The organism is Caballeronia eucalypticola (assembly GCF_047608185.1).
Classification (GTDB): domain Bacteria; phylum Pseudomonadota; class Gammaproteobacteria; order Burkholderiales; family Burkholderiaceae; genus Caballeronia.
In genome coordinates this window covers 1-19,087 of record NZ_JBLKRU010000059.1, presented here as the reverse complement: position 1 = coordinate 19,087, position 19,087 = coordinate 1, and the positions used below count along the sequence as shown (strand labels likewise).

The window sequence follows — 19,087 nt, the reverse complement described above, 5'->3', positions numbered from 1 at the left end:
GACGTCTGATGTTTTCTTCAGGACTTACCCTGATTTTTGGGAAGTGATTTGCGGCCTTAAGGCGAGGCGGCCATGACGTTGCGTCATGTGCGTCGCCTTTCGCGGATGACCTATGATTGGGGATTTAAATCACGCCCGCCCCCGAGGACTTCGCGCTAATGCCCTCTTCAATCCGTAACTCGCTCACCTGGATCTTCGAAGCATTCGAGGACGATTCAACCTACATCGGCAAACGGATGTTTGGCAGCGACGCTGCCTATATCGACGGTCTGCTGTGTCTGGTCGCGGCTGATCGCGACCCGCCGTGGAACGGCTTGCTGGTGTGTACATCGCAAGACCGCCACGCCGCTCTCATGGACGAAATGCCCGCGCTGCAACCGCATCCGGTGCTGGGTAAATGGCTTTACGTACAGCAAGACGATCCGGCATTTGAAACCATAGCGGAGCGGATGACGGTGCTCGTGCTGGCACGCGATCCGCGCGTGGGGGTCGAGCCAAAACCCCGCAGGCGTGGCGCGAAGCCCACGCCGTCAACGGGATAAGCACGAGGGCCAGCGTTCTTAAATCGACTTGATTAAATCGACTTAACCTCGCCGCCGTCCATTCGAATGGCGGAGCCCGTCATCCACCGGGCCGCTGGTGAAACCAGGAATGCCATCAACTCCGCAATGTCTTCAGGCTCACCGTAACGCGTGATCCCCACCTCGCCCGGGAACCTGGCGGTTGCCTCCTCGACCGTCATGTTGTGCAGCGGCGCCCAGTGCTCGAGATAAGAGCGCCTGCGCCCTGTCATCACGGGCCCCGGCATCACGCTGTTTACCTGCACGCCGTCCGTGATCCCCTTGTCAGAAAACGCCTTCGCAAGCGCAATGATCGCCGCGTTGATGGTCCCAACCGCCGCGTACGGTGCTTTGGGAAAGAGCGCCGAATTCCCTGAGATCAAGACAACGGAACCTTTCGAAGCCATGAGTGCGGGCCAGGCTTCAATGGTCAGGCGACGCGCGCCGTGCAACTTCAGCGCCATGCCTGCATCCCACTGCTCGTCCGTCATCTCCAACACGTCGATTTGAGGCACAGCGCCTGCAATATTGAGCAACGCGTCAATGCGCCCGAATTTGACGAGTGTTTGTTCCACTACCTCTTTCGCCGACGAACGGTCGGACAGGTCCAGGTCGATCACGAGGGGTTCCGCACCGGCCTCCCTGACGGCTGCAGCCGTGTTCTCAAGCTTGGCGCGATTGCGCGCAACCAATACGATCGACCCGAAATCCCGTGCGAGACGGACTGCAGTCGAGAAGCCGATACCCTGACTAGCTCCCGTAACAAGAGCGACTTTGTTCGACATTTCAATTCTCCTAAGTATATGAAGGCGTTCGCTTCCAGTCGTGAACGACTACCCTTTCGCAAGAACTCCGATCATCGGGAAAGGAATTCACCCATCGCCGCAGCGATCTCTGTCGCATGCGTTTCCAGGGCGAAGTGGCCGGTATCGTAAAAGCGGATTTCAGCATCGGGAATGTCCCGCTTGAACGCCTCTGCGCCCGGCGGAAGGAAGAACGGGTCGTGCTTTCCCCATACCGCCAGAAACCGCGGCTTGTGCGTGCGGAAGTACTCCTGAAACGCCGGGTAGAGAGCCACATTGCTCTTGTAGTCGCCGAACAAATCGAGTTGAACTTCGTCGGCGCCCGGGCGGGTCATGTAGAAGTTGTCCAGCGCGGTACCGTCCGGCGAGACTGCAGCCTCATCGGGCACGCCATGGGTGTACTGCCAGCGTGTCGTCTCCGGCGCGAGGAAGCCGCGAAGCGCTTCGCGATTCTTCTCGGACGCGTCTTGCCAATACGCACGGATAGGGTTCCATCCGTCGCTCAAGCCTTCCTCGTACGCGTTACCATTCTGCGAAATGATCGCGGTGATGCGCTCGGGATGCTTGGCCGCAATCCGCAAACCCGTCGGTGCGCCGTAGTCGAACACATACACCGCGAAGCGATCGAATCCGACCACTTCCGTAAAACGATCGATGACGTTGGCGATGTTGTCGAAGTTGTACTTGAACTGCTCGCGAGGCGGCATGTCGGACAGGCCGAACCCGGGGAGATCCGGCGCGATGATATGGAAGCGATCGGCCAGCAACGGGATCAGGTCGCGGAACATGTGGCTGGAACTGGGAAAGCCATGAAGCAACAGCAGCTTGGGTGCGCCCGCAGGCCCTGCTTCACGATAGAAGACGTTGAATCCATCGACATCCGCGGTACGGTACGTGATACCAGTCATGGTGATACTCCTCGTTGAGTCCTACAGTTGCGCCACATGCTCCCGGCGATAAAGCGACGACATAGACATGAACGCCAAACCCTTTGGGTTGAATGCGTCGAGTCCTGCCGCTACAACGAAACTCTCGATCTTTCTCTCGATCTATGAAACACGCACTTCACGCACGGCCTGAAGAATCAGGTCAACCACACAATCCGGTGCAGTGATAATCGGCGTGTGGTCGACCTGATGCACGCTCACCCGCGCCTTCATGCGTTCGGCCATAAAGCGCTGGGTCTCCGCGACAATCATGTGATCTTCCTCCGCCAGCAGATACCAGCTCGGCACGTCCTTCCAAAGCGGGCGTCCGACTGGAACGCTGATACAAGCCGGCGAGATCGGACGCTGAACCGCGGCCAATACCGCCAACTCTTGCGCCGAAGCGTTTTGTGCAAAGGCCAACGCAAACGCTTCCTCGGGCAACCAGATCAAACCGTGGTTATCGGGCGCAAGCTTGGGCGCCGTAGAGTGCGGCTCGTTTCGATAGAACACATCGGCGACCGTTTCGCCCTCCGCCGGGGCAAGCGCGGCGACGTAGACCAACGCCTTGATCTTCGGATCCCGCGAGGCGCCAATGACCGCGCCGGCATACGCATGCCCCACCAGCACAACAGGTCCGTCGATCCGCTCCAGGGTTCGGTCAAGGGAAGCAACGTCATCTTCCAGTGTCGTCAAGGGCACTGGGACAGTAACCGCGTTAATACCATTTGACTGGAGTCCGATTATCACCTTGCTCCAGCTTGATCCGTCGGCCCACGCTCCGGGCACCAACACAACTTTCACATCGCTTTCGGCCATTTTCTCTCTCCTGTGGTCATGGGCAACCTGTCTGGGGCCGGCGTCATCGCAGCAAGCTAACCGTCAGGTGAAGTAACCCTTTCAATGCATTTGAGAAGGTTATTCGAGATTGTGATAACCTGTCAACAGTGATTTAGAAGGTTATTTTTGATCCACCTTGAATTCCATTGAGGTAGCCATGCCGCAGCAACTTCCCGCAATGTTCATAGCCGACTCGCCCGGCCTGGATTTTTTGAATTCGATAGCGACACCCGTCGACGTCCCGATCGACTGGATCGACGATGGCGAGGGCCTGCTGGCCTGGTTCGAGCAGTCGAAACTGATACCCGTGGATGTGCTGCACACGATGCGCGAGCGCGCGATGCCCGGCGAACTGGATCGCCTGGCGGATCAGGCGCGCAGTCTGCGCGAATGGTTCAGGGTGTTCGTCCGTGAGCGCAAGGGCAGGACGCTGGGGGCTGCGGATCTGCGCAAGTTGGAACCTCTGAACCTGCTGCTTGCACGCGATGAAGCGTTTGGGAAAATCGTCGCGCATGAAGAAACTGCGACAGGTGCTCTTACGTTTGAACGCACGCGGCGTTGGAGTTCGCCGGAATCATTGCTTTTGCCGATTGGAGAAATCCTGGCGAAGCTAGTGTGCCAGGAGGACTTTACTTACGTGAAAGCATGCGAAGGTCCAACCTGCACGCTGCTGTTTGCGGATCACACGCGGGGGCACGCGCGGCGCTGGTGCAGCATGGCAGCATGCGGTAACCGGGCGAAGCAAGCGGCGCATCGGAATCGGATCAAGGAGCAAGGTTAATGTTATCCGGATACCTAACTAATTCCGGATTGATCCCTTATGCAAAGAGCGACGGGGCCCAAGAAGGATCGGCATTTAAAGGCACAGTGATTCACTCGTCCCTCGTGCTAACCGATTGCAGCCAATCGACAAACGCCCTCATATGGACCGGCTTGTCCGCATCGAGCGGCACCAGCGCGTAGTAGGTTGAACCCGGCGAAAGCAAAGTGGGAAATGGCTTCTGCAACCGGCCGCTCGCGCAATCAGTCTCAAGTGTAGGAAACGGACCTATGCCGAATCCGAGCCCATCTGCAACAGCCTGCAAGGTCACAAAAAAATGGTCGAAGCGTAAGGTGCGACTCGCCCGGAGCATAGGTCGGCTCGCCGCTTCCACCCACGCCTCCCAGTCGCCCGGACGGGTTTCGCTCGACAGCCAGGTCTCCTGAGCAAGCTGCTCGACGGACGTGATGCCCGAACGGGCGAGCAGCGCCGGACTCGCAATCACGGTGTTCGATTCCCGGAACAGCGGCCACGCCTGAAATTGGCCGCCACTCGGTACGTCCCGTCGTATTGCAACGTCGAAACTTCCCCTGAGCGCGGGCTCCGTCGACATCGCGGTCGAAACGCGCACATCCACGTCCGGGCATATCTCAGCGAACAAAGGCAACCGGGGGATCAGCCAGCGCATCGCGACCGTGGCCGAGGCGCTGACCCGGATGACCTTTACATGCCGGTTCTTGCCATAACGTTCAGCGGCGTCCGCAATGTGGTCGAACGCGGCGCTGATTTCGCTGGCGAGCGCCCGGGCGTGCGGAGACGCCACCATGCTTTGTCCCTCGCGCACGAACAAGGGCTGGCCAAGCCAGTCCTCGAGACTCGCTATCTGCCTGCTGACTGCGCCGTGGGTCAGGTTCAATTCCCGGGCTGCGGCCGAATAACTTCCTGCACGGGCGGCGATTTCGAATATGCGCAACGCATTGAGCGGTGGAAGCTTTTGTCTCATGTGTGATTTTTACGCACAGGTACGGCTAGTTTTTAGCGATTGTGTGAGAAAGATACTCATCATACGCTGGCACCAAGCTCAACGAGAGAGGTGATCCATGACTGAACTTATCAACGTTAATTCCCGATCCTATCGGCTGCCGTCGGCGCCAACGATTGTTGTCTGCGTCGATGGATGCGAACAGGAATACATCAATCAGGCCATCCAGGCCGGGAAGGCTCCGTTCCTCGCAGAACTGGCCACCTTTGGCACGGTGCTGACGGGAGACTGCGTGGTGCCGTCGTTCACCAACCCGAACAATTTGTCGATAGTGACGGGCGCACCGCCATCCGTTCACGGCATCTGCGGAAATTTCTTTTTTGATCAGGAAGCGAAAGAGGAAGTCCTGATGAACGATGCGAAGTACCTTCGCGCGCCCACTATTCTTGCCGAGTTGGCTCGCGCCGGCCGGAGCGTTGCGGTGGTGACGGCAAAGGACAAACTGCGCAGCCTGCTTGGACATCAGCTCAAAGGGATCTGCTTTTCGGCTGAAAAGTCCGACGAGGTGAGCCTCGCGGAACATGGTATTGAAAACGTGGTGGCAAGGGTCGGCATGCCGGTGCCGCCCGTGTATAGCGCGGAGCTTTCGGAATTCGTTTTTGCCGCGGGACTCTCGTTGCTGACGAACGAGCGCCCCGATCTCATGTACCTGTCGACGACCGACTATGTACAGCACAAGTACGCGCCGGGCACGCCGCAAGCCAATGCGTTCTACTCAATGATGGACGGCTATTTCAAACGTTATCACGAGGAAGGCGCGGTATTGGCCATCACGGCCGATCACGGGATGAATGCAAAGACTGACTCCATCGGCCGGCCGAACATCGTATTTTTGCAAGACCTTCTGGACGCCCGATACGGCGCGCAGTTCGCGCGCGTGATCCTGCCGATTACAGACCCCTACGTGGTGCATCACGGCGCGCTTGGATCCTATGCAACAATTTATTTAAGCGATGTAGAACGCCGCCGCGAAGTCACGGAGTTTCTCGCCGGCACTGCGGGTATTGAAGCGGTCTTTACGCGCTCGCAAGCGAGCCAGAAGTTTGAAGTGCCAGAAGATCGGATTGGCGATCTCGTGGTGCTCGGGGAACGTCTGACGGTACTCGGCAGCGCTGCCGAGAAACACGACTTGTCTGGATTGACCGTGCCATTGCGTTCACACGGCGGGATGTCCGAGCAAAAAGTGCCGCTCATTTTCAACCGCAAAGTGATTGACCTCGATGGCGCCCGTCGTCTGCGCAATTTTGACGTTATCGATATCGCGCTCAACCGCCTCGGTCAATAAAGTAACCGGCTAGCGCAGCGAAGACTGCGCGCCGCACGGAGACAGACATGCCCTCAGATACACCCTCAGACTTACCCGATGCTTTGCAATGCCAACCAATATATAAACTCGCCTCTTTTACCCAGTACAAATGGCGTGCGCTCATAGGCGTGACGTTCTGCTATCTCTTCTATTACACCGGACGCCAGACCCTGGGCTTTGCGGTTTCCGGCATCCAGCATGACTACGGTTTGTCAAAATACGAGCTTGGCTGGATCAGCGCGACCATGTTGTGGTGTTATGCGGGTGGCCAGTTCATCAACGGCAATCTCGGCGATAAACTCGGCGGCAAGGCAATGATGATTGCCGGCGCAGTTCTCTCGCTAGCGGCGAACTGGGTCTTCAGCTTCGGTCACACATTCTGGTTTTTCCTGCTTGCATGGGGCGCGAACGGCTACTTTCAATCGATGGGTTTCGCGCCCGGCAGATGCTACTCGGCGCACTGGTCTTGCTGCTGTTTGTATCGGAGCGCCCTGAAGACAAACAACTGCATCCCGTTGAACCCGCGGGCGGCACCCCGCCGCCGGTCGTAGAGGATGATTTGACCAGCGCACGGCGGTATTCACTCGTGCTGCGAAACTGGAAGCTTTACATCACCGGGCTGGCCATTGGTTTTCAGAACGCAGCACGATACGCGTTAGTCGTCTGGGTGCCGGTACATTTTCTTGGCATGGACTGGAAGAACTCTTCAGCGCTAATTGATCCGAAGTGGATCACGGTCGCGTTGCCCATAGGGATGGCGCTTGGCTCACTATCGAATAGCTGGATCTCCGACGTGCTGTTTCAGGGGAGATGCTACGTTGCCATCGTCTGGTACATGGTGCTGGCGTCAACCACGGCGATCTTCATGGTGTTCGTGCCGCACGCAAGCATGCTCGCAATTGCCCTGCTGTTCCTGTGCGGATTTTTTGTCTTCGGCCCGGCGTCATCGTTCTGGGCGCTATGCCCGGATATCTTTGGACGCCGCGTTGCAGGCACGGCAACGGGCGTGCTCAATACCATGTCTTATATATTCGCCGGCATTGTCGAGCCGGTCATCGGCCACATGATTGACTCAACCGGTAATACGTCAATCATCTTTCCAATTGTCGCGGGACTGTGCGCGGCGAGCGCGGTCATGTCGATGCTGATCAGGCGCTGATGCAAGCAGTCGCGTGACGCCCCGCTCAAACGGGCCCTCATCAAAGCTCAATTGCGCCTGTTCAATGCTATCCCCATACTTTCCCGCCCACGATATAAGGGCCACGAATGGGTCCTGAAGCGTCCGCCCTAGCGGGGTGATCGAGTACTCAACCGCCACCGGCGGTCAACACGCTGAGCCCCGGTCCTATCGACACACCGATGTTCGACAACGTAAGCAACAAAATGCGGCTTTCGCTAACCAGTCGGATCCCATTGAACCGCTCAGGGCTGCCCGACGAGGTGGCGACTGCAGCGTTATTCCTCGCGTCCGCTGACAGCAGTTACATTGCGGGGGCAGAGTTGTGTATCGATGGCGGCATGACACAGGTCTGAAGAAAAGGCTTGCCTGAATCGAAATACCGCCACGCTTGTTACTCCCCACGTTCGTTTCCCGGTGCCAAACTATCTCCCAGTAGCGAATGGATCCGCGCTTGCAACACAGAGGCGCGGGAACCGGTCCGAACAAGGAGATTGCAAAGCCATGACATCGCCATCCGAGAACAAACGCAAAGACGGACAGCCTGTGATGAACACGCCACCGGTCGTGTCCGTCCAAGAGTGGGACGCGGCCCGCGAGCAGTTACTCGTCAAGGAAAAGGCCCACAGCCGCGCCCGTGACGCACTAGCCGCCGAGCGTCGGCGCATGCCGTGGATGGCCGTGGAGACTTCATACGCCTTCAAGGGGCCTGCAGGCAAGGTCAGCTTGCTCGACCTGTTCGACGGCCGGCGTCAGTTGATCGTCTACCGCGCCTTCTTCGAGCCAGGCGTATTCGGTTGGCCCGAGCACGCCTGCCGCGGTTGCTCCATGGTGGCGGATCAGGTCGCCCATGTCGCCCACCTGAACGCCCGCGACACCACCCTCGCCTTCGTCTCACGCGCGCCTCAGGCGGACATCGCGCGGCTGAAGACGCGGATGGGTTGGGAGATCCCGTGGTTCACGTTGACGGACAGTTTCGATACCGACTTCGGCGTAAATGAGTGGCACGGCACGAACGTGTTTTATCGTGATGGCGACCGCGTATTCCGCACCTACTTTCTCAACAACCGCGGCGACGAGCAGATGGGCGGCACCTGGAACTACCTCGACATCACGCCGCTGGGCCGGCAGGAAGCTTGGGAGGACGCCCCCGAGGGATACCCTCAGACAGCAACCTATAAGTGGTGGAACTGGCACGACAGCTACGTCGCAGACGCGGTGCCCGACAAGAAGTGGGTTGAAGTATCAGATGCCGGAGAGGCCGCGTTCCGGAACCAGGACGCGAGCCCGAAGCCGTGATCCGGGGTTGTTCCGTTAGATGCTAAGGATAACGACGTTTAATGTAAGCGGCTAAGGTCGGTCGTAGAGCGAAGGTCCACGACTGGCGCACCCTCGCCTCGTGCTACCGCTTCGGGGCCAGCGTAAGCGTTCCACTTATCGGCGGACGCTTACGGTCCGCTTCCCTCACACAGAACCGACATGATCCCGCACGGCGCCGCTCTGTCCTTGCTGCTCGCCGAACTGCAGGGCAGCCAACTGCGCATAAAGCGGCGAGCTCAGAAGAAGCTCGGCGTGACGGCCTTGCGCCACAATGCGGCCGTGTTCCATCACCACAATGCGGTCGGCTTGCTGCACCGTAGCCAGCCGGTGCGCGATGACCAGCGTGGTGCGGTTCTGCGCGGCGTTATCGAGCGCCTTTTGCACCAGCCGTTCGCTTGCCGCATCGAGCGCGCTGGTGGCCTCGTCCAGCAGCAGGATGGGCGGATTCTTCAAAATCGCCCGGGCGATCGCAATGCGCTGGCGCTGTCCGCCGGAGAGGCGCACACCGCGCTCGCCCAGGAACGTGTCGTAGCCTTGCGGCAACTCGTCGATAAAACCAGCCGCAGCCGCCATCTCAGCAGCGCGCTGCACTTGCTCGAGTGTGGCCTCGGGCGCGCCGTAGCGAATGTTGTCCAGCACGCTGCCCGAAAAGATCACCGATTCCTGCAGCACGACCCCAATTTCCCTGCGCAACTCAACCAGCGGCACTTGCCGCGTGGCCACGCCGTTGATCAGAATGGCGCCGGCTTGCGGATCATAAAACCGCAGCAGCAGTTGAAACAGCGTGGTCTTGCCTGCCCCGGACGGTCCGACCAACGCGACATGTTCACCCGCGCGGACATCGAGTGAAAGACTTGAAAGCGCGGCGACGCCGGGGCGGGACGGATACGAGAAGCTGACGTTGTCAAAGCGGATGCCCTCGCCGCGAGTGGGCAACGGCACCGTCGTCTCGGCTTCCACCACGGGTGAGCGCGCCGAGAGCAGTTGCAGCAGCCGCTCAGTGGCGCCCGCGGCCCGTTGCAGGTCGCCCCATACCTCGGCAACGGCCCCGACCGCACCCGCCGTGAACACTGCGTAGAGGATGAACTGGGACAACTGCCCCGCCGTCATGCGCCCGGCGAGCACCGCCTGCGCCCCAAGCCACAGCACGAACACAATCGCCGTGAACACCAGCACGATCACGACCGCGGTCAACAAGGCGCGCGCCCGAATTCGCGTGAGCGCGGTTTCAAAAGCCAACTCCACCGCCCCGCCAAACCGCCGCGCTTCGAACGGCTCCTGCGTGTACGACTGCACCGTCGGCATCGCATTGAGCACCTCACCCGCGACCGCGCTGGCATTCGCTATCTTTTCCTGACTCGCGCGCGAAAGCCGCCGTACGCGCCGGCCGAATATAACGATCGGTGCGACCACTACAACCAGCGTGCCGATAATGTAAGCCGACAGCACCGGACTGGTCACCGCCAGCATCGTCACGCCGCCGGTAAGCAGGAAGAAATTGCGCAATCCCAACGACAGGCTGGTGCCCACTACCGCCTGGATCAACGTGGTGTCGGCAGTGAGCCGCGACAGCACCTCGCCAGTCTGCGTCGTCTCGAAGAACTGCGGACTCATCTCCAGCACGTGGTCGTAGACCGCACGCCGCAGGTCAGCCGTCACCCGCTCGCCCAGCCAGGACACAAGGTAGAAACGCGCCGCCGTGGCGCCGGCCAGTATCAGCGAGACAAAGAAGAGTGCGAGGAAATATCGATCGATGTGCGCCCGGTCGCCACTGGCGAAACCGCGGTCGATCAGGTATTTGAATGCCACCGGCAACGCCAGCGTGGCACCCGCCGACGTCACCAGCGCGAGGAAAGCGAGCGCCCATCGCCCGGCGTAAGGCCGCAGGAACGGAAACAGCGCGAATAGAGGACCTATGGCCCGCGAAGGCGGAGACTGTGAAGGCGGTAAGGACGGGACAGCATCTGGCATGGTGATTCCAAGTGGATCGAAGGGCTCCTCGATTGTGCCAGTGCCGCAAGTTCGAAGACGGAATAGTCAAAGCCAGACGCTGATTGTTCGAGCGTGTATTCCGCGGCGTCAGTTCCATGAGACTATCTGCCGCGTGGTTGCCGCGACAGCTCATCTGGTTCAAGATCGAGTCGACTTATCCGGAACGAGCCATTCTCATGACAGACAATCCCGATCCCGACAAACTCAAGGGCCCCGGTGGCCTGACGCTACGCGAGATCCATGAACAGGTTCAGAAGAGCCTCGAACGCGATCGCAAAGAGCAGGCAACGCGCAACGCCGTCGCGCCGCCGAAAGGCAGATGGCAACGTTGGGTGCGCTACGTGTGGGGCCGCAGCGGCCGGCGCTAGCGATCGTTTAATCACAGATGCAGTGGCCGCAAAATTTCGAGCCCGACGATGGGACCACAACAGGTCCGCGCCGGGCTCAACTACCAAACTACCAATCTACCGATCTATCAATCGCTCATCCAGATCAGCGCATTCCGCCACTCGCAACAATGTGTTCGCCCGTCAACCAGCGCGAGTCGTCCGACGCCAGAAACACGGCGATCGACGCGATATCGTCCGGCTGGCCCAATCGTCCGAGCGGGGTCTGGGTGAGCGCCCATGCGTCGAGGTCGGACCCGATTATCCCTGCGCTATGGGTACCTTCGGTCACCACTACGCCGGGATTGATCGAGTTCACGCGAATTTTACGCGGCCCGAGTTCGCGCGCCAGCACGCCGGTAATCGCATCGACCGCGCCCTTCGTACCGCTGTAGACAGCACTTGCCGGCGGCGTAATGCGGCTGACGACCGAACTGACATTGATGATGCTGCCGCCTTCGCCCAGATGACCCGCGGCCGCTTGCGTAGTAAGCAGCACGCCTAGGACGTTGGTGTTGAACTGCTTGTGGAAGTGCTCTTCAGTGATCTCTTCGATCGTCGAGAATTCGTAGATCCCTGAATTGTTGACCAGGATGTCGAGGCGACCAAAGTTTTCGATGGCCGCGTTGATAATGCCCTTCGCGTCCGCTGCCTTCGACACATCGCCGCCGACCGCAACTGCCCGGCCGTCGGCCGCCGTAATTGCTGCTACAACAGCATCGGCACCCGCTTTGCTGCTTGCATAGTTGACGACTACCGAAGCGCCTTCTGCTGCGAGTGCCTTGGCAATAGCAGCGCCAATACCCTTGGATGCGCCTGTAACAACGGCTACCTTACCTGTGAGCTTGCTCATGATCGTTTCCTTGAAGAGATTGGCTACCGGAATCGACTGGTTGTTTTTGCGACCAATCGATTTGCGTTGGAAGGAATGTAGAGATCTCTTCGGCCGCGATAAAGCGGCGCAAAACGAATTGACTGGATGGATTTGACGAACAATTGAAGCTCAGGATATTTTGACCGAGAGTTCCGTCCCGCCTTTGATGGGCAATTTGACAGACAGAAAGCCGTTTGAAGGATCTCGAATGAATTCCATATAGTCCGGCTCGCCGTTATCGTTCATCAAAAATCCGCCGATCCGAATCTGCGGCGCCACGATTTCGATAACCTGCCGGGCGAGCGATGGTCCCGACCCTAGCGGCCAACCATCGATGAGCGCGAAGTCAACCGGACCGCCAAGATCCTTCAGCGTCTGCCGTCCGTCGCCCTCGCGAATGTCCACATAGCGGCTCAATCCCGCTTCGTCGATATTGCGTCTTGCGGTCAGCACCTTCGAAGGAACCAGTTCGGAACCGATCACCGTTCCCCCGCCGTTATCACGCATTGCTGCAGCGAAATAGAGCGTCGACAATCCGACCGAAGTCGCGAACTCCACCACTCTCGTTGCACGCATAGCGCGGCAAAGCAGGTAGATCAGATCGCCTTGGGCAGGGAATATCGAAAAGCCGTAGTCGGCATAATCAGCGGGATCACAGCTCGGATTGGCACGCGGACCGCCATCTTCCGGATAGCGCTGCGACGCCCATACCCGGTCGATTACAGCATTGACCTGTGGATCCTGAAGAGGACTTTCGCCCTTGGGCGTTCTGGCTTCACGAAGAAATTTTTCTATCGCTTCTACGTTCGATTCGGCGTTCATCAGTCAGGCCTCTGGTGAAAAACTAAAGGAATGTCATGTCCGGAAGTTGGGACCGTTGTGCAGGTCCCTGGGAATGAAGACGTTTCGAGCGCAAGAATATTGTGCGAACGACGAGGATTAATTGACTGGCAGCTCGCACCGCCTACGCTGTAATTGAAGGCTTACATGCGCCCAAAATTCGGCGCACACTGACATTACTGTCCGCTAGCAGACTTCCGTTAGGTACCTTGAATAGTCTGGACGCCCGTCGCGCTCAGTAAGAGCGTCGGGGCCGAAGCGTTCTTTGCGTCAGCCGTTCCGCAATACCTTCATACCGTTCGCGCTTTTGTTTGCTTATGTCTTAGCGTATGGGCTCTTTGCGTCCTGCTCACACTGTTGCTTACAAAGCAGATTCAACACAGGTCAATCTGGCTGTCGGGAGAACACAAAAATGAACCCTGCTCTGCTAGCGAAACGCGAATTAATACGTCCTGCAATGGCGCTCCTTTCCTGCTGCATAGCGATGTGGTCCGCGATGACGTACGCGCAAACCATCCAGCCCGGCGCGCTCTATCCGGTCGGGATGAAACAGCTGGAATACGTCGACACGGCGCAGGGCAACCGCCATCTGGCGCTCACGCTGTTCTATCCAGCTTTACTTAGCAATGCCGACAAGCCCATGCACATGGTTTTCTTCACTAACCTGCACCTCTACAAGAACGCCCAGGTGGTGTCCGACAATGTAAAGCGTCCACTCATCATGTTCTCGCACGGGCATGGCAGCAACGGACTTTACTATGCATGGTTTGCGGAATATATGGCATCGCACGGATATATCGTCGCTACGCTTTATCACTATCGGGCCAACACGTACGACGCAACAATCATGTACACGAGGAGCAAGCTTTGGCAGCGCCCTGTCGACATCAGCAAGGACATCACGTTCCTCTTGAACGATAAAGCCTGGGGACCGCATATCGATCCAAACCGGATTGGTGTTGCCGGCCATTCACAGGGCGGCTTCACCTCGCTCTGGATTGGCGGCGCAATGGTGAACGCGGACAAGTACCTCGCCTACCAGCGCGCCTGGAAAAATAACGAGCTTGTGCCCGCGTCACTGCGCAAGGACTTGCCGCTCGACGCCGGGCCGGCGCTCAAGGTGGCCGACAGCCGCGTCAAGGCAGTGTTCGCGATGGCGCCGGGCGACTTGCCGGGTTTCGGAATGGACGAGCAAGGGGTTGCTCAACTGAAGGTGCCCGCCTATATCATCGTGGGCGCGAGGGACACGCAGGCGCCGCCTAAAGATAATGCCGAATTCGCGGCGAAGTACGCTCCCCACGCACAGCTTGATGTGATGCCGGGCCTTGTCGACCATGAAATCTTCGCTAACGAATGCGATCAGGATGGAAGGGATACGTGGCCGGAAGCATGTATCGATGCGCCCGGCGTAGACCGCACCAGCTTGCACGCGTACATCGGGAATGCTGCGCTGAAGTTCTTCGATACCAACCTCAAGGTTCAGCGAAACTCGCTAAACTAGTTGACCGACAACAATGAGCGACGGCCTGCCGCCTTCGGTAACTCATCGCGCTAGAGCTGAGCCTCAATAGCGGCCTTGTCAATGACCGACCATACTCGTTCGATCTTTCCTTCGCGAAATTGATAAAACACATTTTCTGTGAAGGAAACTTTCTTTCCGTTCACCGGCAGGCCAAGAAAATTTCCCTTCGGGCTACAGATGAATTCCAATCGGCTGGCGACATGAGACGAATCGGCAATCAGCAGATGAATGTTGAATTGCAGGTCGGGAATATCGCTAAAGTCTTTTTCCAGCATCTCGCGATAACCTGACAAGCCTAACTGCCGGTCGTTGTGGTACACGTCGCCGTGAACAAACTGTCCCAACTGGGGCCAGTCCTGCGCGTTCAGGCACGCAATGTAGCCTCGATAGACGGTGGAAAGGTCGTTTTCATTCATGGCAATAACCCTATCTTTTTAAAAGACTCTTGCCCCAAAATAGCATGAGTTGAAATCCACCACCTACCGCTATGAACTCGCCACCTTCCGGAACCGAACCGCTAATCGAAGGCTTAAGTGCCATCACGTTCTCCACGCGCGATATGCGGCGCGCCGTGCACTTCTATCAGGCGTTGGGGTTCCCGCTATTGCACGGCGGCGAGAACGAACCGTTTACTTCATTCGCCGCGGGCGGGTCGTTTCTCAACCTGACCGTAGAGACGCATGGTCCGATCAACTGGTGGGGCCGGGTGATCATCTATGTGTCGGAAGTCGATGCGATGTATCACAAGGCGCTCGCAGCCGGATTTAAACCTGCGTTCACACCGCGCGACGCACCTTGGAATGAACGCTATTTCCATATCGTGGACCCGGACGGACACGAACTCAGTTTCGCCCGGCCATTGAGTTGAACGTGAGTTGGCCGCGTGATGGTGGTGCGGCGCCGGCGTCACCAATCCGGTATGCGAAATGGACGTACGTCCCGGCGGCCTTTGGCACCACGTGATGCGCGTTCCTGACGGACATGAACTCCACATGAATTTCGTCTTTATCGACGTCGACAAGCCGAATAGACTGGCATGGAGAAATGCCGGGAACGGCGAACAAAGCGATGGGCCGCCGTCCGCGATCATTACCGTCACCTGTTACGAACCGAATTCCGCGACATCTGGCGACATAGTTTACGCATGGTTTTTAACCGGACCGCACATTACATTAGCTTCACCCGACGCGACAACGGCCTTCTCCCGCAAAGATGCGTCCAATCTCAACCGGTTATCTGTCCATCATGGTTACCACTGGAAAAATCGCTCTTTGCGCGACGTTGTTCGTCATCGCCGTCTCGCTGATCGAGGCATGCATACTCACCCGCAAACAGCGCAATAGCGCGATGCCTTTCGACTGGCATGAAGTATGGATTTCACTGGCCGATGTGGCGGGTCGCAAACTGCTCGCACTGCTACCGCTTTCGCTCGCGACGCCGATTTTCGCGCTTGCCTGGGATCATCGGATTTTCACCGTCACGATCAATAGCGCGCTGATGGTGTTCCTGCTCTTTATCGGCCAGGAGTTTTGCTACTACTGGTACCACCGCGCGTCGCACTGCATTCGATTTTTCTGGGCGACGCATGCCGTTCACCACTCGCCGAATCAACTGACGCTTTCGTCCGCATACCGGCTTGGGCTGACCGGAAAGCTGACCGGTTCAGCGATGTTTTTCGCACCGCTTGTATGGCTTGGCGTGCGTCCGGAAATCGTGCTGGCGACGCTAAGTTTTAATCTGCTTTATCAATTCTGGCTGCATAACACGTGGACCCCGAAACTCGGCTGGCTCGAATATGTGTTCAATACGCCATCTGCACATCGCGTGCACCATGCATCGAATACCGACTATCTCGATGCGAACTTCGGCGGCGTGCTCGTCATATTCGACCGCTTGTTCGGCACGTATGTCGAAGAACGCGCTGATGAACCGTGCCGTTACGGTCTCACGACACCCACGCGCTCTCGCAATCCGTTGGTCGTCGAGTTCGAACACTGGGTCAGCCTTGCCCGAGATGTCGTGACGGCGGGCAGCGTGCGGACTGCGATTCGTTATGTGATGCTGCCGCCGGGCTGGCGCGCTGACGGTGCAGGCGAAACAACCGAAGCGCTGCGTCAAAAAAACCTCGCCGCACGCCGCGCGGTTCCAGCCAGCACGCAGGGACGGTGACGGGTTTTCCAAAAAAGGCAAGCCACGCAGTCAGCGCTTTTCTTAATGCATAAGGGCTGGTAATCCAGCCCTTATGGAAGTCTCACATTTCTACTCGTATCCATGTCTTCGCTCATCGACGATGGATAGGAATTCTTAGGTCACTTCTTCTATGCCTGCGATTCAAAGAATGCGGCCTGTGGGCTCGACTCCAACACGCGACGAACCTCTCTTGGTTATTCAAGAATACAGAGCAGTCGGCGCAGCGCAACCGGTCGGAGCTAGCGCTGCGCCATTTGAACCACGTACCTGCAACTGCAACAACGTGGTGTCAAACCCCACCACACCATGTTAAACAGGCGTCTGGTCGCTTAGGATGCTTGCGTCTAACGTTGCGGCGTCTAACGAAATGACAGGCACCGCGGTAGACCGGCCCACAAATCGTTTAGAAAGAAAATTGCGTACCGGCTCTTCAACGAATTTCGTCAAGATGATCGCGCTCACAATCGTAATGGCGCTTGCTACCAACATCGGCGCCGGCGCGGACGCGTTCGGTGTTCCCGTGACCATATATACCGCCTGTCCTATGGGGTAATGAAGCAGGTAAACAGGATACGAGAGCCATCCAAGGAATCGGGCTATTTGTATTTCAACCGGGGACGTGCACTGAACCGTCGACCCGAACAATACCAACCACGGCGCGACGCAGAAAATAATAAGCATCGGATACAAGCCGCGCAGCGACATGGGGAATAAGAACAAAACCAGTACCAACGCGTACAGCACGTAGATGTTTGCAAACACCCGAGGCACCATTGCCCTCACCGGTTTGGCGCTCGCACTTTTAACGTTGTACAAAAACACGCCTGCCATAAACCCGAACGCGATCCGGAAAAACCCGCCGTCAAGCCTGCTGCTGGACCAGCCTTGCTCGAAATCAGCAAACCCGTGACCATGCGTTTCAACGACCGTCAGTGCGCTGAATACGACGAACATGACGGCGCTGAAGACGATTATTTTGAATATCGACCGAGTACTCAGGCGCACAACAAACGCGAACGCGAGACTTGCGAGCACCTCGAAGAACAGCGACCACGCCGGTGGGTTACTGGGAAAAATGGCGGCTATGGTGAGTTGCGCCGGCGGTACCGACTGAATGCTGGTCATGCTGGCCGCGCCGAAATCGCCGAGATAGGGAGCGAGAAAAAAATTATCGAGCGTCGCGGCGGCAACATTTCGGACCGAATAGTTCGATAAACCTACCGCTCCCGCCTCGATAAAAACCGGCAGCGCGATCAGCAAGGAAATCAGCAACATTGGGTACAGGCGGATCAGGCGCCTGCTCACATATTCAGTACTTGTCATGCCGTTCAAGAGGCGCACACCGTAAGAATGTGCGATGACGAAACCGCTCAACATGAAGAACAGATCGACCGCTTCATAAGCGTTTTTGAAGACCGTTTCCTGGCTGAAGTGGGAGATCATTACTGCGATAGCGGCAACGCCTCTCAGCCCGTCGAGCGCGTCAAATCTATTATGTGTCGCGGACATTCGTTGGCCTTTTTATTTTTTGAAGACGAATAAACAATCCTGATTTTTTTCGTTTTTACCGCCATTTACATCCCTCAATCTAGCATTGGTAAAAACGACCTGATGTGCGCTGCGGCACGCATCTTACGAACCAAAATTGGATTTGGACCATTCTCTAAAACGCGGCCGGCCAACATTCGCGTGAGCAGTCGGCTGTGAGCGACGCGTTCGAGTGCGACAGGTGCGTCGCTATTGCGTGCCGGCTCGGTGTATCACGAACGTTTCGGTGCGAGAGCCGTAGTGCTTCGTGACTTCGGCATCGGTCATCAGTCTGGACGACTTCAGGATTGGACCCGTCACTGCATAGAGTCGATCGGGATCGGGACCGTACATATACAAATAGCCATCATTGCCGTCTATATGAAACTCAGTCTCGCCAAGCTCGCCAGCGCCCGCACGCTTTATCGCACGTTCTAGCCGATGCTCCAGCGCGCTTATTTTCTGCCGGTCCTTGGGGTAGTAATCGAAATGAACCATCATTACCGGCCCCGGCGGTCTTTGTGACTGCTCCGAAGCCGTTACATTGCCAACGAACAATGCAGCACACAAAAACGTAATGAATGTTCTTCTCACCATGGGCACGATATCGCTGACGAAATGACCTTTAATTGAAAATCATCTAGCGGACCTCCTGCCGCCGCCCTGACGGGCGTGTTAGCGGCGGTGCAAAACCGCCATTAAACGGCGGCGAGAATGCGCTTTTATGGGTGCGACCTCGGTCGCACCCAATACAAGTTTTCTGTCCCTTCGCGGCGTCAAGGATTCGCTGCGCCAAGCTGCGCTTGCCCTTGACCCCGCTACGAGACATTTTGCTCAAGCGTTGCTCAAATTCGTTCCCGGAAAACACACGCCGCCGTTTAGTGGCGGATTTCGACCACCGTTCACAGGGCGACGGGGTTAAAGTGAGTTTGCCAAACCGCTTTAACCGGAAGGAGGCAATCATGAACTATAGCGGCATTGACCTGCATTCGAACAACAGCGTGGTGAGCGTGATCGACGAA

General features: G+C 57.6%; 21 protein-coding genes and 1 pseudogene. 12 read left to right on the top strand and 10 right to left on the bottom strand.

From position 1 onward, the window contains the following. Nucleotides 1–158 precede the first annotated feature (158 nt). Nucleotides 159–542 (top strand): hypothetical protein, encoded by a 384-nt coding sequence (locus tag ACMX25_RS36300; RefSeq protein ID WP_414954701.1) that lies wholly within the window; start codon nucleotides 159–161, stop codon nucleotides 540–542. Nucleotides 543–574: 32 nt separating this feature from the next. Here ACMX25_RS36300 and ACMX25_RS36295 read toward each other — a convergent pair whose 3' ends face one another. The 3 genes from ACMX25_RS36295 to ACMX25_RS36285 form a co-directional block, all read right to left on the bottom strand. Next, the gene (locus tag ACMX25_RS36295; protein ID WP_414954700.1) at nucleotides 575–1,345 is read right to left on the bottom strand and encodes an SDR family oxidoreductase; all 771 of its coding nucleotides are present in this window, start codon (nucleotides 1,343–1,345) and stop codon (nucleotides 575–577) included. Between the two features lie 71 nt (nucleotides 1,346–1,416). Beyond that, on the bottom strand, nucleotides 1,417–2,271 hold the full coding sequence (locus ACMX25_RS36290) for an alpha/beta fold hydrolase (protein WP_414954699.1): 855 nt from the start codon (nucleotides 2,269–2,271) through the stop codon (nucleotides 1,417–1,419). A gap of 141 nt (nucleotides 2,272–2,412) precedes the next feature. Further along, nucleotides 2,413–3,108 (bottom strand): alpha/beta fold hydrolase, encoded by a 696-nt coding sequence (locus ACMX25_RS36285; protein WP_414954698.1) that lies wholly within the window; start codon nucleotides 3,106–3,108, stop codon nucleotides 2,413–2,415. Nucleotides 3,109–3,286: 178 nt separating this feature from the next. Here ACMX25_RS36285 and ACMX25_RS36280 point away from each other — a divergent pair, with 178 nt between their 5' ends. Further along, on the top strand, nucleotides 3,287–3,910 hold the full coding sequence (locus tag ACMX25_RS36280) for a CGNR zinc finger domain-containing protein (RefSeq protein WP_414954697.1): 624 nt from the start codon (nucleotides 3,287–3,289) through the stop codon (nucleotides 3,908–3,910). A 91-nt stretch (nucleotides 3,911–4,001) separates the two neighbouring features. Here the strand turns inward: ACMX25_RS36280 and ACMX25_RS36275 are convergent, their stop codons facing one another. Beyond that, nucleotides 4,002–4,892 (bottom strand): LysR substrate-binding domain-containing protein, encoded by an 891-nt coding sequence (locus ACMX25_RS36275; RefSeq protein ID WP_414954696.1) that lies wholly within the window; start codon nucleotides 4,890–4,892, stop codon nucleotides 4,002–4,004. Nucleotides 4,893–4,989: 97 nt separating this feature from the next. On the opposite strand from ACMX25_RS36275, the gene phnA reads away from it, so the two are divergent. From phnA to ACMX25_RS36250, 5 genes are all read left to right on the top strand, one after another. Then, nucleotides 4,990–6,216 carry a phosphonoacetate hydrolase gene (gene phnA / locus ACMX25_RS36270; protein WP_414954695.1) on the top strand — a complete coding sequence of 409 codons (1,227 nt, stop codon included), beginning with the start codon at nucleotides 4,990–4,992 and terminating at the stop codon, nucleotides 6,214–6,216. A 47-nt stretch (nucleotides 6,217–6,263) separates the two neighbouring features. Continuing rightward, on the top strand, nucleotides 6,264–6,788 hold the full coding sequence (locus ACMX25_RS36265; protein ID WP_414954694.1) for an MFS transporter: 525 nt from the start codon (nucleotides 6,264–6,266) through the stop codon (nucleotides 6,786–6,788). Beyond that, nucleotides 6,683–7,396 (top strand): MFS transporter, encoded by a 714-nt coding sequence (locus ACMX25_RS36260; protein ID WP_414954693.1) that lies wholly within the window; start codon nucleotides 6,683–6,685, stop codon nucleotides 7,394–7,396. Before ACMX25_RS36265 ends, ACMX25_RS36260 begins: the two co-directional genes overlap by 106 nt. A 173-nt stretch (nucleotides 7,397–7,569) precedes the next feature. Continuing rightward, nucleotides 7,570–7,770: an SDR family oxidoreductase gene (locus tag ACMX25_RS36255; RefSeq protein ID WP_414954728.1), complete on the top strand. Its 201-nt coding sequence runs from the start codon at nucleotides 7,570–7,572 to the stop codon at nucleotides 7,768–7,770. 148 nt (nucleotides 7,771–7,918) lie between these two features. Continuing rightward, the gene (locus ACMX25_RS36250; protein ID WP_414954692.1) at nucleotides 7,919–8,713 is read left to right on the top strand and encodes a DUF899 domain-containing protein; all 795 of its coding nucleotides are present in this window, start codon (nucleotides 7,919–7,921) and stop codon (nucleotides 8,711–8,713) included. A 165-nt stretch (nucleotides 8,714–8,878) separates the two neighbouring features. Here ACMX25_RS36250 and ACMX25_RS36245 read toward each other — a convergent pair whose 3' ends face one another. Beyond that, the gene (locus ACMX25_RS36245; RefSeq protein WP_414954691.1) at nucleotides 8,879–10,705 is read right to left on the bottom strand and encodes an ABC transporter transmembrane domain-containing protein; all 1,827 of its coding nucleotides are present in this window, start codon (nucleotides 10,703–10,705) and stop codon (nucleotides 8,879–8,881) included. Between the two features lie 116 nt (nucleotides 10,706–10,821). Here ACMX25_RS36245 and ACMX25_RS36240 point away from each other — a divergent pair, with 116 nt between their 5' ends. Further along, nucleotides 10,822–11,094, top strand: coding sequence for a hypothetical protein (locus ACMX25_RS36240; protein WP_414954690.1), 273 nt, complete (start codon nucleotides 10,822–10,824; stop codon nucleotides 11,092–11,094). Between the two features lie 124 nt (nucleotides 11,095–11,218). On the opposite strand, the gene ACMX25_RS36235 is transcribed toward ACMX25_RS36240, so the two are convergent. Then, a complete protein-coding gene (locus ACMX25_RS36235) occupies nucleotides 11,219–11,965 on the bottom strand; it encodes a glucose 1-dehydrogenase (RefSeq protein ID WP_414954689.1) in 747 nt (248 codons plus the stop codon). Between the two features lie 150 nt (nucleotides 11,966–12,115). After that, nucleotides 12,116–12,808 carry an O-methyltransferase gene (locus ACMX25_RS36230; RefSeq protein ID WP_414954688.1) on the bottom strand — a complete coding sequence of 231 codons (693 nt, stop codon included), beginning with the start codon at nucleotides 12,806–12,808 and terminating at the stop codon, nucleotides 12,116–12,118. 283 nt (nucleotides 12,809–13,091) lie between these two features. Here ACMX25_RS36230 and ACMX25_RS36225 point away from each other — a divergent pair, with 283 nt between their 5' ends. Continuing rightward, a complete protein-coding gene (locus ACMX25_RS36225; protein ID WP_414954687.1) occupies nucleotides 13,092–14,327 on the top strand; it encodes an alpha/beta hydrolase family protein in 1,236 nt (411 codons plus the stop codon). Nucleotides 14,328–14,377: 50 nt separating this feature from the next. Here ACMX25_RS36225 and ACMX25_RS36220 read toward each other — a convergent pair whose 3' ends face one another. Then, nucleotides 14,378–14,764 (bottom strand): ester cyclase, encoded by a 387-nt coding sequence (locus ACMX25_RS36220; RefSeq protein ID WP_414954686.1) that lies wholly within the window; start codon nucleotides 14,762–14,764, stop codon nucleotides 14,378–14,380. A 71-nt stretch (nucleotides 14,765–14,835) separates the two neighbouring features. Between ACMX25_RS36220 and ACMX25_RS36215 the strand changes: the two genes are divergently transcribed. The 3 genes and pseudogenes from ACMX25_RS36215 to ACMX25_RS36205 all read left to right on the top strand — a co-directional run bounded on the left by ACMX25_RS36215 (nucleotide 14,836) and on the right by ACMX25_RS36205 (nucleotide 16,517). Beyond that, on the top strand, nucleotides 14,836–15,216 hold the full coding sequence (locus ACMX25_RS36215) for a VOC family protein (RefSeq protein WP_414954685.1): 381 nt from the start codon (nucleotides 14,836–14,838) through the stop codon (nucleotides 15,214–15,216). A gap of 34 nt (nucleotides 15,217–15,250) precedes the next feature. Next, nucleotides 15,251–15,691, top strand: a pseudogene (locus ACMX25_RS36210) (SRPBCC domain-containing protein); the annotation flags it as partial. Next, a complete protein-coding gene (locus tag ACMX25_RS36205) occupies nucleotides 15,594–16,517 on the top strand; it encodes a sterol desaturase family protein (RefSeq protein WP_414954684.1) in 924 nt (307 codons plus the stop codon). The pseudogene ACMX25_RS36210 and the gene ACMX25_RS36205, both read left to right, overlap by 98 nt. A 330-nt stretch (nucleotides 16,518–16,847) precedes the next feature. On the opposite strand, the gene ACMX25_RS36200 is transcribed toward ACMX25_RS36205, so the two are convergent. Together ACMX25_RS36200 and ACMX25_RS36195 are read right to left on the bottom strand one after the other, a co-directional pair. Further along, the gene (locus ACMX25_RS36200; protein WP_414954683.1) at nucleotides 16,848–18,047 is read right to left on the bottom strand and encodes an acyltransferase family protein; all 1,200 of its coding nucleotides are present in this window, start codon (nucleotides 18,045–18,047) and stop codon (nucleotides 16,848–16,850) included. Nucleotides 18,048–18,275: 228 nt separating this feature from the next. Beyond that, nucleotides 18,276–18,566, bottom strand: coding sequence for a hypothetical protein (locus ACMX25_RS36195; protein ID WP_414954682.1), 291 nt, complete (start codon nucleotides 18,564–18,566; stop codon nucleotides 18,276–18,278). Nucleotides 18,567–19,087: the final 521 nt, after the last annotated feature.

Bases quoted from the DNA above. Each gene is read 5' to 3' on its own strand.
- ACMX25_RS36300 (WP_414954701.1), top strand. From the start codon at position 159: ATGCCCTCTTCAATCCGTAACTCGCTCACCTGGATCTTCGAAGCATTC.
- ACMX25_RS36295 (WP_414954700.1), bottom strand. From the start codon at position 1,345: ATGTCGAACAAAGTCGCTCTTGTTACGGGAGCTAGTCAGGGTATCGGC.
- ACMX25_RS36290 (WP_414954699.1), bottom strand. From the start codon at position 2,271: ATGACTGGTATCACGTACCGTACCGCGGATGTCGATGGATTCAACGTC.
- ACMX25_RS36285 (WP_414954698.1), bottom strand. From the start codon at position 3,108: ATGGCCGAAAGCGATGTGAAAGTTGTGTTGGTGCCCGGAGCGTGGGCC.
- ACMX25_RS36280 (WP_414954697.1), top strand. From the start codon at position 3,287: ATGCCGCAGCAACTTCCCGCAATGTTCATAGCCGACTCGCCCGGCCTG.
- ACMX25_RS36275 (WP_414954696.1), bottom strand. From the start codon at position 4,892: ATGAGACAAAAGCTTCCACCGCTCAATGCGTTGCGCATATTCGAAATC.
- phnA (WP_414954695.1), top strand. From the start codon at position 4,990: ATGACTGAACTTATCAACGTTAATTCCCGATCCTATCGGCTGCCGTCG.
- ACMX25_RS36265 (WP_414954694.1), top strand. From the start codon at position 6,264: ATGCCCTCAGATACACCCTCAGACTTACCCGATGCTTTGCAATGCCAA.
- ACMX25_RS36260 (WP_414954693.1), top strand. From the start codon at position 6,683: ATGCTACTCGGCGCACTGGTCTTGCTGCTGTTTGTATCGGAGCGCCCT.
- ACMX25_RS36250 (WP_414954692.1), top strand. From the start codon at position 7,919: ATGACATCGCCATCCGAGAACAAACGCAAAGACGGACAGCCTGTGATG.
- ACMX25_RS36245 (WP_414954691.1), bottom strand. From the start codon at position 10,705: ATGCCAGATGCTGTCCCGTCCTTACCGCCTTCACAGTCTCCGCCTTCG.
- ACMX25_RS36240 (WP_414954690.1), top strand. From the start codon at position 10,822: ATGAGACTATCTGCCGCGTGGTTGCCGCGACAGCTCATCTGGTTCAAG.
- ACMX25_RS36235 (WP_414954689.1), bottom strand. From the start codon at position 11,965: ATGAGCAAGCTCACAGGTAAGGTAGCCGTTGTTACAGGCGCATCCAAG.
- ACMX25_RS36230 (WP_414954688.1), bottom strand. From the start codon at position 12,808: ATGAACGCCGAATCGAACGTAGAAGCGATAGAAAAATTTCTTCGTGAA.
- ACMX25_RS36220 (WP_414954686.1), bottom strand. From the start codon at position 14,764: ATGAATGAAAACGACCTTTCCACCGTCTATCGAGGCTACATTGCGTGC.
- ACMX25_RS36215 (WP_414954685.1), top strand. From the start codon at position 14,836: ATGAACTCGCCACCTTCCGGAACCGAACCGCTAATCGAAGGCTTAAGT.
- ACMX25_RS36205 (WP_414954684.1), top strand. From the start codon at position 15,594: ATGGTTACCACTGGAAAAATCGCTCTTTGCGCGACGTTGTTCGTCATC.
- ACMX25_RS36200 (WP_414954683.1), bottom strand. From the start codon at position 18,047: ATGTCCGCGACACATAATAGATTTGACGCGCTCGACGGGCTGAGAGGC.
- ACMX25_RS36195 (WP_414954682.1), bottom strand. From the start codon at position 18,566: ATGATGGTTCATTTCGATTACTACCCCAAGGACCGGCAGAAAATAAGC.